This window comes from Blautia sp. SF-50 (assembly GCF_900101315.1).
GTDB classification, from domain to species: Bacteria; Bacillota; Clostridia; order Lachnospirales; family Lachnospiraceae; genus Blautia_A; species Blautia_A fusiformis.
Genome location: NZ_FMUW01000054.1, coordinates 1 through 12,124, shown reverse-complemented (window position 1 = coordinate 12,124; position 12,124 = coordinate 1). Strand labels below are relative to the sequence as shown.

Genomic DNA, 12,124 nt, shown 5'->3' with positions numbered 1-12,124 from the left:
GGACACCCTTGCCTTCGGCTATATCCTTCCCACTACCGGGCGGATTCGGGACTTTAACCCGTTAGAAACGTGCACCGCCGGGCGCACTATAAAAATAGAGCAGTTGTCATCTCAAAGTGAACAACTGCTCTGCTTTTATATTTGTGTTTGTCTAACATAGTTACAAACAAATGCTAAATCCAAATCAGGATTTTGAGTCTTGATTTTTCTTAATCCCTCTTCTGTTTGCTTCCGCTTGGCTCTATTATTTAAATCAGCCAAAAAGAACATAATATTCAATCTGCGACCCAAATTAAACAATTCCTGCTCTTGTTTCGGCAACTGCAGATATGTATTAATTGTTTCCAACATATTCTGCTTATCTGTCCTAATATTTCCCCGAACTTCCAACAGCAGATTAACAATATGTTCATTCATATAAATGCAATCCATATCATCTGCTAATAACTCTAACATAATTTTCTGCTCTGATACAATTTCTTCCTCAGATTGAAGCGTCAACTCTTTGTTTTTTACATAATTCCACATCTCTGATGAAAGCTTTATTCCCGTTGCATGGACACGTACAAAATCAGGCTTTATTACATTTAAAACTTTTGCAGTTTCAACCGCATTTTCTTCTGCCAGTTCCTTCCCTCCAATCCCAAACAGTGTAAACTCTGATAACACCATTCCAGCTTCTTTTGCTTTCGTACCACTAATGATAATTGTGGCTGCATCAAAACCTTTATTGATTTTTCTTAAAATAAGGTCCGATCCAGTTTCCATACCACAGTACACATGTTCTATACCTGCTGTCTTTAATTCCCGCAATTCTGACACACTTTTTCTGGCAATACTATCAGCACGCGCATAAGTGGTTACATGTTTTATATTGGGTAAGTATTTATGAATACCTTCCAAAATCTGCATCAGAAATTCCGTCTGTAGTACAAATGCATCTCCATCCTGTAGGAAACAAGTTGTATAATTTTGTGCATATTCAGAATCAGCCGCTTTTTTCAAATCTTCTTCAATCTCTTCATATCTTCTTCTTGAAAATTTGTATTTCTTATACAGATCACAAAAATAACACTTATTCCAATGGCAACCTCGTGTTACCCGCAGCATCAGACTTTCCGCTTCTGAAGGTGGTCTGATCGGGCCTAATTCCATATCTATCATTCTTAAACACATCCTTTCAAATCAATTATAATTTATTGCATTTCTAAAAAGAAGAACGCACTTTAAAGTATATTTATATACCAAAAGTGCATTACTCCCTCACAGAAAGTAATGCACTTTTGCAATACTAAGCGATCAAAGAACACTGCGTTTCTTTATAAACAAATCTCCATAACGCCTTTGCAATGCCATCTTCATTGTTCCCATCTGTTACATAGTCTGACTGTTTTTTTACATCTTCTCGCGCATTTCCCATCGCAATACCAAGTCCGGCCGCGGTCAACATAGACAAATCATTATAGCTGTCGCCAAAAGCGATCAGCTGTTCTGTCTTTATTCCAAGCTTATTGCAGATATGAAGCAAAGCTGCACTTTTCTCAATGCCCTTATCCATAATTTCGAGAAAATACGGTTTTGAAATAGTAAGGCTAAGTTTGTCCCCTAATTCATGGCTGAGTTTCTCATAAACATTCCTTAAATATTCCGGATTTTCGAGCATAAGCACTTTGACTACTTCCTGATTTACAGCTTTTACAAAATCTTCTGTTTCTCTGATAGGCATTCCAGTCAGTTCTCCCTCAACCTCTGTATATTGGTTGTTCTGCGGAGTAACAATCTCATCCCCAACATATGTATGAATGTAAACTCCATTCTCTACACTTAAATTATACAGCATTTTAATATATTCCATAGGAAGGTTGCGCTGCATAATCATACGTTTTGCTTTACAATCCCTGACAGCCGCCCCATTAAAGCCCACAATATAGCCACCATATTTCTCCAGTTCCAACTCTTTTGCATATTTCTCAATTGCATAAATTGGTCTTCCTGATGCCAAAATTACATGCATCCCATCTTTCTGACATTGCAGCAAAGTCTGCTTAGTTTCTTCAGAAATCTGCAAGTCACTTGTCAACAATGTATCATCCAAATCCATTGCTACTGCTTTGTATTCAATCATAATCAAACACTCCTCATATCTTAATAATCATGTCCCTGTTCAAATTCCCACTGTACACCATATTTGTCAATGAAATAGAAATAATATGTATTGCTAATCGTCTGACAGAGCTGCTTTTTAATATTACCGTCTGCTTCCATATCAGCTTCAAAAAACTGCACTTCATCAGCAGTAATATCATCAATCTTATATGGTCCGTACTGCTCCGATGGGTTGATCAATGTAATATCCGGACATGTCTTGATATATTTAAAGGCTTCATCAATATTCTGAATTTCTAATGCAACATGCCTTACACCATTAATCTTATTAACATCCTCTCGATGCTTAGCATCTGTTGTTACCGGTTCATAATATTCCATTAACTCCAGTGTGAGCTTAGTTCCCGGAATTTCCATAAACGCAATACTCAATTTCACAAGTTCAGGATGTTCGAGGAAACCTGCTGCCTTAGCAAATCCAATATTACTGAACTCTCGGAAAATCTGTATAGGCTTTGCTTCTAAAAGCTGTTCGTAATATTTTATCCCTTCATCAATATCGTCTACAACAATATTAATGTGCGCAAAGTCTGTAAATTTCAAACGTTTTCCGTTCTCGACATTCTCTTTATCCAGCCGCTTAATAACTCTACACGGATTTCCTACTGCTACAACATTATCAGGAATGTCTTTTGTAACTACGCTTCCTGCTCCAATTACAGTATTTTTTCCTATGGTAACTCCATTCAAAATGATACTGCCCCCACCTATCCAGGTATTATCGCCAATTTTCACTCTGTCTGCATATTCTAAATCTTTTAACCGTAGTGTATGATCTGTCGGATGATATGCGGCATAAATCTGTACATTTGGCGCCATCAGTACATTGTTTCCAATTTCCACCACATTACAATCTAAAATTGAGCAGCCATAATTCATGAAAACATTATCGCCCAAGATAAGATTATATCCGTAGTCGCACTGGAAAGGCGGTTTTATTACTACATTATTACCAAGTTTGCCGGCTAATTGCTGCAAGATAGATGTTCTCAGCTCTGTTTCGTCATCCTTCGTCTGGTTATAACGTAAGGTTAACTCATATGCATGATTACGTTCCTTTGTAAGTTCCGCGTCCTTATGATTATACAATTCATTAGACAGCATCTTTTCTTTTTCTGTTTTCATATTCTGCCTCCTAATTCAAAACAATAAATGCAAGAATTTCTAAGTCTTCATTTTCCGTATTGATAACACTATGAACATCTCCATTTCCTGTTATCACTACATCACCAGCAGAAATGTCAATCTTCTTGCCATTGTCGATAACCACACCTTTTCCAGATTTGATAACATAGCATTCAGTCTCTTCTACATGTTCATGCTCTCCAATGCTACCTTCCGGTGGAATTGTCATATAGGACAAGAGCCGGCAGTTCGGGATAGTATCTTTGCTTACGCAATTGAGAAAATGAATATCCCCTTTTCCACCTTTCAATTCAGACCTTACCTGCTTTTCCATATTATTCGATTTCACTACCATAATACTTTCCTCCAATTTTCAGTAAAACAGTTATAGCTTACTTTTAATTTGTAATAATATAAATACAACTAAGAGCTGACCTATATAAATACTTACCCATGCGCATCGGTTATATCATTTTGAATATATCTTGCCACTTGATAATCCAAAATACATCTATCAGTTCCCTCCGTATTTTCGACACGGATTATATAACTGAAAAATATTTAATTTCAAGATGTTTTGATTCTTCTACGATTTTTTTTGTCTGATCTACGATTTTAACAATCTCGCGCCATAAAAAAGAAGTATAAGTAAAGCGAGAGGCTTTTCTTATACTTCTTCAAATATTCCCTATCTATTTTTTGCTGTTATTAAGATAATCATTTCCCCAATCACACATAGCATTCAAAATCGGGATAATGCTTTCTCCAAATTCTGTTAAACTATACTCCACTTTAGGCGGCACAACAGGATATACCTTTCTGTTTACCAATCCATCTTCTTCCAATAACCTTAACTGTTGCGTCAGCATTTTCGGTGTTGCTTGGGGAATTAATGCACGGATTTCGCTAAAGCGTAATGTCTTACCTATAAGATGCCACAATATTAGTGATTTATATTTTCCTCCGATTAAATCCAAAGTTGCTTCAACCGGACAGTGATAACTGCTACTACAACATGTATTCATAAACAAATCACCTCCACAGTATCTTTTTTATACCAATTTACTTTTTTCATATTATTTCACTTTAAAGTGCGTACTTGTCAGTCGAACAATTGTTGTTATAATAATAGCATAAGTTTCCAACAACTTCAATTTATTCTTGCAAGGATATTTCTAATTGGCCAATATATAGTTGCTGGTTTACAATTTTATATTTATCAAAATCAAAAAAGGAGAATTATCATGACAATTTTAGATACTATTAAGACAAGATATTCTGTACGTAAATATGAAAAAAGATCTGTTGAGCAGGGAAAGGTTAATGCAATCCTCGAAGCCGCACATTGTGCGCCAACTGCAGCAAATATGCAGCCTCAGAAAATCCTGGTTGTACAAAATCCCGAAAATCTGGAGAAATTCAGTGCAGGCGCTAACACCTATAACGCTCCCCTTGTAATGCTTGTATGCGCTGATCTTGATACAGCATGGGTGCGTCCATTTGATGGTAAAAATATGGTAGACATCGATGCTTCTATCGTTACAGACCATATGATGCTGACAGCTACCGAGTTAGGTTTAGGTTCCTGCTGGATTACTTACTTTGATCCTGAAGCTATCCGCGCCGCTTTTAATCTGCCGGAAAACCTTGTACCGGTTAATATCCTTGCCATTGGTTACGCGGCAGATAAACCACAGTCTCCGGATAGACATACACAGACTAGAAAGGCTCTGAATCAGACTGTTACATTCGAAACTCTCTAATTCTTCCCCTTACTACAAATTATTATAAAGGGGCTGTCGGTAAATAACGTTTTTTAAAGCTGACAGCATCAAACAAAAATATCCTGACAGTTATAGGGCTTTCCGGCTCTGCAACTTGTTCAGGATATTTTAATTTTAATAAATGCTTTCTATTTTTGGCCGTAAAAAATCCTTGTCTGGATTTTTTCGGCCACATTTTTTTCTAGGCAGTTTTTCCCTCAAATTTTCTCAGTTTTTCGTATAAAAAAGTAGTAGATTCACGTACTTGGGGCTAGCCGACGCGCTAGCGTCTTGGTACAATTATACTTATACCGTTTTCTTTAAATCTTTTTATATTGAACTCCTCTTCCATAGTAAAACGTGTCCCTAATAATAATGCTGAATCAATATTATTTTTAAGCATCTCTTTGGCTGTAGCATCTACTATATGTAACAATGGTATATTCGTTTTTTCTCTGATAGCAGGGATGCACTTATGCATTGTATTTGAACAAATAGCAATAAAATCCACCCCGCTATTTCTAACTTTATAGCCGCATCCTAAAGAAAATAACGTTATTCTTCCAGAAGACGAATAAATTTTATATTACACACCAAAAGCCCCCAAGATTGACTCCCGAGGGCTTTCATTCTGTCTCATATTAAATTGTGATCACATTACTCTGCATTAAAATAAGTCGCTATGACTTCCTGTCCTTGTTAAATATAAGAATAGTTCATCTTCATAGACTTCATAAATCAACAACCAATCAGGAGCAATATGACATTCTCTGCAATTACTATAATTTCCTGAAAGATTATGATCTCGATTCTTCGGCGGTAATATTTCACCATTTGCCAATTTTTTGATGACATCAGTCATTAATCTCATATCGTATCCACGTTTCTGAATACGTTTTAAGTCTTTTTGAAACTTACTGGTCGGCTTAACCGTATATTTCATGCTAATAATTCCTCCATCATCTTGTCCACATCTGTATATGCTTTTCCAAGAGAAGGATTCTGTTTCATTTGCTGTACTTCATTAATTGCTGATATTGTTTCACTATTAGGTGTTTCTCTGGTAACCTCAAATGGTATTCCCTGTTCTCTGATTGCCTGTTTTACAAAAATTGTGAATGCAGTTGTCAGATTCATACCTAAATCATTGAAAAGATCTTCTGCTTGTTTCTTTAAATTATCATCCATTCTAATTGATACATTTGCCATAAATCCACCTACTTTCTAATCTATTTATATTATCATTATATAGTTTATGCAATGCATTGTCAATACTATGCATTATTTCAAGGATTATATCTTTTCCCTCTTTATATAAACATCGGTATCTGCAGCAGTCATCTTATACTCGTTTCTTCATTATATATAAGAGAAATAACCATCAAATTTCAACGCAAATGCTTTAAGGGTAAAGTTGTTAGGGTGCATGGTTTTCGTTGGAAATTTAAGGTTATATATAAGGATTCTCAGCATAAAATTGATTCTGTGAGAGATAGGGATGGTTATACGGAAGTCTTATAAAAAGACCTCCGTTCATGTTTCTGATTAACAGAAGTTATGCACTGATAGTATCAGATTTCACAAATGCTGTTTCTTCGTGAACTAAGTTCTCATCCATATCCAGTGGATCAGATTCTCCCCATTGTTCCGCTATAACTCCCAACGATTCCAGAAGTTTACCAATTGGTGCTTCATCTCTAAGTTGAAATTTCAATTTTTCGACATACTCTCGCTCACTTTCTGATAATGGTGTAGTACGGTTTGGAATATATTTATTATCAATTTCAGATTTCAGGTATGTATTCTTATTATGAATATACTTTTTAACTTAACGCACTATTTCAATAGGATATACAGTTCCCATACATATGATTAGAGCGTCAAAAGGGTAATTTAATAACCAAGGATACTGTATTTAGTATATTTTCTTCACATATTACAACAATATATTATGACTAAATTCGGCAAAAAGGGATTTTGACGCTTAAATCATACATATTTGATTATAATATGCAGCATACCGCCTGTTGTTATCTGCTTCTTTTTTCTGTTTCTTAGTTTTTACAACACCATGAGCATATCCGTAGAGATTCTCATAATCTGTTGCGAATTTGATACACAGGTCACGATCCTTATATCTACTGTAGCAATTATAATATCATAGGTTGTTTCATTTGTCACATAAAACTTTGAAGCACAAATCATTCAAAACAAAAAGCCGAAAGCCACATTGTTATCCGTGACCTCCGACTCCATTCTATCTTAATACTACACCGTCCTTACACCCAAATCAGCCCCTCTCTCCGGCTTATCTTTTCCCTGCTTTTCTTGAATAATCTTCTTATTAATCTCAAGGCGTTCATGAATGGATAATTTCTTATCTTTTCCAGCTACCGCCTGCTTCTGCTGTACCAGTTTTCTATCTACTTTTCCTGTATCCTTAACCACTGCATTCGCTTCGGTACTTGTTCCACGCTCATCTACTCTTCCTTCATTTCTTTCTGCTATCTGCTGTTCTCGTCTCTCCTTCACACCTTTTTCTTCCAGGTTGCAAAAGCTCTGCAGATACGGAAGTACATGATTCTGCATGTCTGTCAGATCTTCCATATACTTTTGGAACTCTTCACTTCCTTTGCCTTTCTGGTAATTGATCCAATACTCATCTGTAAGCTTCATTTCATTGTTATACTTCAACTGACTTACAATACCGCCATGTCCATTTCCAATATCCATTGACTTCTTGAAATGATGCAGCTTCTGTTCACCTTTTTCAGCATAATATACAGTCACATATATCTTTGCGATTTTCGCAGGTTCGTCTGTCTTCGGATCACGTTTTGTATACCATTCTTTATCCATTTCTGCTGTTTTTGCATCCAGCTCGGACAACTTCTGACATCTTGGATTCATGAGATCACTTTCTTCACAATAGTTTACATACACCATTGGTTCCATATCCTTTGGAAGTTCAGGTTCATAGGCTTTCAGTCTTTCAATCAATACACCTGCACGCACAGACTGGTCACATTCTTCGTCTACGATATCCTTCAGATACGAAATATAGGAATGAATATTTCCACTTCGTAAATCCAGCATTACTTCCTGTACCGTATTTTCTCCCAGCTCCACATTATCCCGATACTCATATGGATCAAACGCTTCTGCAATCTCATCCAGTGCCTCTGCCAGCTGTTCTGTGGTCATCTTCTCTGGATACATTGCTTCCCGAACATCTCGCATCGGTATATACTTATAGTCCGGCAATGCTTCATGAATTTTCTCAATCCCTTCCCGTACCAATGCAAGTTCTCCATAAAATCGAACATCGTCCATCAGATTTCCAAGTACTGTATTTCCTTTTACAATTGCAAATTCAGTATCATCGTAGTAACTATCTTCTGGATCACGATAAATAATTCCCATTGAGCATCCCAGATACGCAGTTTTTGGATGCTCCCTGTATTTTTCATAGACTGCAGCTATCTGATTAACATCGGTACTTTTTTCATGAGCTCCCATATCATGGAACTCATCGCATTCTGCCGCAAAGTATTCCAGATATGCTTCTTTCTTCGGTGGCATATTATTAAGTACATTATCAATCATGTTATAATTGGCCTCTTCCAGTTCCTCCACCTTTGCCAATGGCTTATATTCGCCCTGGCTTTTCTGAATCTCTGCCATTACAACTTCATCCATTTCTTCTACTTTCTCCATCAACCGATCATAATCTCCACGGATGCGTTCTCCAGTCCAGCCTTCGTCTTCCAAAAGTTCCTCCGCCGCTTCTTCAATAGAAATTTCATCATTCTCATAAACGCCACCATCCATCAAGCGGAAATCTTCATCGTAAAAGGAATAATCATATCCTTCTTCTGTTCTCTGAATAGCAAAGTAACGTTCTCCTACCTCATATGCCAGTTCACTAAGGACCTGTTCTTCCAGATTCAGGAAAGAATCTAGCTGTTCAAAACTGATACTGTCTACAAAATGAGCAGTTACTTTTTCCCCGTCATTCAGAACTACGATATCACTGACAGACAGGGAATGCCCACGGAAATCTTCCGGTCTATCAATGTTGAACCTTTCAAAAATATCATCCAGTGACATATTTCCTGATAATTCACCAACATAGACCAGCTTATAATCTTCTTTTTTTATCTGCATACCATGACTTTCAATAAAACTCATATTCATAAAAGCATAGTTTTCGCCCGGTGAATCATCCCGGATCTGATAAATACCAAATACCCTTCTTGTTCCTAACAACAGGTTTGCTTCTTTCAATGACTGAATCTGTGGATATTTCTGCATTTTCCATTCCAGGTTACGGAAACGCTCCAGTTCTGTCATAGACATCTGATAATGCTCTGGTCCTCGTTCAATTTCCATACGTTCTGTGACATACATCGGTGATGAAAAATTAGTGATCAGATAGATATCTGCTCCTGCATCGTATAATTTCAGTGCTTCTTCCTGCTCAATGACACTCATAGGCTCCTGAAATGCTCCTAAATTTTCTTCTGCATAATCTAGGTTGTTATCCTTTATCCGTTCCCACATCTGCAATTCCATTCCAAACAAACCGTCGTGTGCCTGTATCATTTCTTTACTCGCATATTCACCTTTACTGCCATCACTTCCAAGGCAATAAATCTTAGAACCCATTCTGTGATAATCCAAGGCTGCTTCTTTTCTAAGTGGCACCATATCTTCTGCTGTATATCCATAGTCACGTAATTCCAGCTTACCTATGGTTGGATCCAGCAGTTCTTGAATATCCATTCTTGCGTCATCCAGCAAATCCTCTACACCTTCTTGATCTGCCTGACTCACTGCATCTGCCAGATTTCTTACCAAATTCCTAACTTTCTCTTCCTCGCCGATCAGATTCGCATATCCAAAAATCTGTTCTTTTACATCTGTTGAAAATTCTATATCTCTACGCTCTGCCTGAGCAATCCGTTCCTGCGTATATTCCTGCATTTTCTGCGTTTCTTTTCCTGTTATCATATTTCTCGCCATTCAAATTCCTCCTGTGTTCTAAAAAATGGCATAACAGGCAGAACCTTCTTCTACCAAATTATGCCATCTTTCCTGTTTATTTATTCCAGACCGAAGTCCCGTTTTCTGTTTTCCTTGCCAGTTTCACTTTCCCGCTGACTCTTTTCTTTATAAATCTGCAGTTTTTCATGGATAGAACCACGTGTCGGTCTTTCTTCTTTCTCATCTGATTCAGACACCTCTGTTTCTGCATCTTTCCGTTCATCCATATTGAGCAATGCATTTAATTCTGACAGTCGCTCCAGTTTCTGGTTCAACTCCTCTTCTTTTGGAAATGGCTTTCCAACCTCTTCTTTTGCATTTGCAAGCTGTTCATATACTGTTTCCAGTCTTTGTTGTGCTTCTGAAAGCTTCTCTGGATAACTGTCCAACAGATTGTTGATACGAGTAATATTTCCAAGTGCATCTGCTCCAAGATGAACTTTCGAGACAGCCTCATGTTTGACAGATAGAATAAATTCTTTACTCCATCCATCAAACTGAATCCTCATATTGAATCCCTGATAGTTTCCGATATCCATCGCAGCATCTACAGCTTTAATATCTTTACATACCGCCAGAAGTGCTGCTCCTGCCTCTTTCTTTTCTGTGAACTCTTTGCCGCCAATCTCCATAGTAAACTGCTCTGGATCTGTGATTTTATGCTCTGAGTAATGAGCGATGTCTGCCTTGTAGCTGTCAATGATTTCTGTCAGTTTTGCAATCTGTTGTGGAAAATTCCTTGCAATATCATCTTCCAGGCGGTACTGGTTATTCATGTGGTTGGCTTTTAAAAGTTTTAATTTTGCCACATCAACATCCAATGCCATCTTCTCTTTTACTGCTGGATTTCCGGTTGCAAGAGCTTTGACCTCTGCATAGGAAAGTGCCGCTTCGTCCACATCTTCACAGCTTCGCACAGGTGCTTTGCTGGTCATAATCTGAGAAATGAATTTCTGCTTGTTCTCAATCAACTGCCACATGTAGCTGTCAAATGTGGATTCAGTTACATACCGGAAGATATGAACCTTTTTATTATGATTTCCCTGACGGATAATACGCCCTTCCCTCTGTAGGCTAAGTACCCAGCGCCTTGCCATATTGCTATGGTAGGTTTCCAAATACTCGCCCCCGAACCGTACTTACAACTCTCACTGTATACGGCTCTCCATTTATAAACTCAATTTAACTGTCCACAGTGTAATTTCTTATGACATTCTCTACACAAAGCTATTGTTTTGCGATTTCTCGCTATCATAAGAGCTTCCCAAAAAGTTTTACCTTGTAAATCTTTAAGCCGATGAACATGATGAATTTCTATGGGAGTATTAGTTTTTCCGCATAGCTCACATTCTCTGGCTTTTATTCTGTCGATTAGCTTTGTACTGCTGAAATATTTGATTGTATTTGGAACTAAGTCTGCATTAGATTGGAATGCTTTTTTCTGCCGTTTAAAACCCTCGTTATAAAACACTCGCATTTTCTCAACTCCTTTGGAATTACGGAACTTTACAGCAAAATCTTTTCCTGCTCTGAATTTTCCGATTACTTTTGAAATTGATGTTCTGTATTTTGTGCCGTAGGTTTTGTACATACTGTATTCCATAATATACTTGTAGCTGTTGATGATTGAGCTGTTATTGGCTATACAGTAATAATTGTAAAAACCTCGTATCATACTGTTGTAGTAGTCGAGTATTTCCAGATCATCACAGTTTTTCAATCTGTATATTGCCTTGGGTTTCCAAATTTCTTTTCCATTATGGTAGATTAACTTCATAGCACCTGTATCAATCAAGTGTTTCCTGATTGTATCACTTGAAACTTCCAGTACAATTCTGCCCGTGTAATTACGAACGAGCTTGCCTGTTTTATCTCTCTTGGTTAGATTGCTATGCCGTACTCTGATTTCATAACTGAGAAATTTCGCACTTTTTTGGGCATTGGTAATCAGCGTTTTCTCTTCTGATAGCTCCAACTGTAATTGTTCTTTGAGAAAATTCTTAAAATCTTCTTTTATTTTCTTA

General features: G+C 37.2%; 13 protein-coding genes. 1 reads left to right on the top strand and 12 read right to left on the bottom strand.

Annotated features, from left to right (window positions below):
* Positions 1–135: 135 nt before the first annotated feature.
* From BLP57_RS17035 to BLP57_RS17010, 5 genes are all read right to left on the bottom strand, one after another.
* Entirely contained in the window at positions 136–1,164 is a 1,029-nt protein-coding gene (locus tag BLP57_RS17035) for a radical SAM protein (RefSeq protein ID WP_175443011.1), read from the bottom strand.
* 127 nt (positions 1,165–1,291) lie between these two features.
* A complete protein-coding gene (locus tag BLP57_RS17030; RefSeq protein WP_092073430.1) occupies positions 1,292–2,125 on the bottom strand; it encodes a Cof-type HAD-IIB family hydrolase in 834 nt (277 codons plus the stop codon).
* A gap of 20 nt (positions 2,126–2,145) precedes the next feature.
* Positions 2,146–3,291 (bottom strand): maltose acetyltransferase domain-containing protein, encoded by a 1,146-nt coding sequence (locus BLP57_RS18625; RefSeq protein ID WP_207646721.1) that lies wholly within the window; start codon positions 3,289–3,291, stop codon positions 2,146–2,148.
* 10 nt (positions 3,292–3,301) lie between these two features.
* Complete coding sequence (locus tag BLP57_RS17015; RefSeq protein WP_092073427.1) at positions 3,302–3,646, bottom strand: cupin domain-containing protein; 345 nt, start codon at positions 3,644–3,646, stop codon at positions 3,302–3,304.
* Positions 3,647–3,983: 337 nt separating this feature from the next.
* Complete coding sequence (locus tag BLP57_RS17010; protein WP_015528464.1) at positions 3,984–4,316, bottom strand: winged helix-turn-helix transcriptional regulator; 333 nt, start codon at positions 4,314–4,316, stop codon at positions 3,984–3,986.
* A 219-nt stretch (positions 4,317–4,535) separates the two neighbouring features.
* Between BLP57_RS17010 and BLP57_RS17005 the strand changes: the two genes are divergently transcribed.
* Complete coding sequence (locus BLP57_RS17005; protein ID WP_015528463.1) at positions 4,536–5,054, top strand: nitroreductase family protein; 519 nt, start codon at positions 4,536–4,538, stop codon at positions 5,052–5,054.
* A gap of 22 nt (positions 5,055–5,076) precedes the next feature.
* Here BLP57_RS17005 and BLP57_RS18130 read toward each other — a convergent pair whose 3' ends face one another.
* From BLP57_RS18130 to BLP57_RS16975, 7 genes are all read right to left on the bottom strand, one after another.
* A complete protein-coding gene (locus BLP57_RS18130) occupies positions 5,077–5,250 on the bottom strand; it encodes a hypothetical protein (RefSeq protein ID WP_160113855.1) in 174 nt (57 codons plus the stop codon).
* 87 nt (positions 5,251–5,337) lie between these two features.
* Entirely contained in the window at positions 5,338–5,565 is a 228-nt protein-coding gene (locus tag BLP57_RS18925) for an aspartate/glutamate racemase family protein (protein WP_155203107.1), read from the bottom strand.
* 156 nt (positions 5,566–5,721) lie between these two features.
* Positions 5,722–6,006 carry a type II toxin-antitoxin system YafQ family toxin gene (locus BLP57_RS16995; protein WP_330389506.1) on the bottom strand — a complete coding sequence of 95 codons (285 nt, stop codon included), beginning with the start codon at positions 6,004–6,006 and terminating at the stop codon, positions 5,722–5,724.
* Complete coding sequence (locus tag BLP57_RS16990) at positions 5,994–6,263, bottom strand: type II toxin-antitoxin system RelB/DinJ family antitoxin (RefSeq protein ID WP_015528461.1); 270 nt, start codon at positions 6,261–6,263, stop codon at positions 5,994–5,996. The genes BLP57_RS16995 and BLP57_RS16990 overlap by 13 nt, the downstream gene beginning before the upstream one ends.
* A gap of 1,059 nt (positions 6,264–7,322) precedes the next feature.
* A complete protein-coding gene (locus tag BLP57_RS16985) occupies positions 7,323–10,079 on the bottom strand; it encodes a YodL domain-containing protein (RefSeq protein ID WP_092073421.1) in 2,757 nt (918 codons plus the stop codon).
* 80 nt (positions 10,080–10,159) lie between these two features.
* Positions 10,160–11,197, bottom strand: a complete 1,038-nt coding sequence (locus tag BLP57_RS16980; protein ID WP_092073418.1) for a helicase — start codon at positions 11,195–11,197, stop codon at positions 10,160–10,162.
* 80 nt (positions 11,198–11,277) lie between these two features.
* A partial coding sequence (locus tag BLP57_RS16975) for an HNH endonuclease (protein ID WP_304456039.1) occupies positions 11,278–12,124 on the bottom strand: 847 nt, incomplete at its 5' end.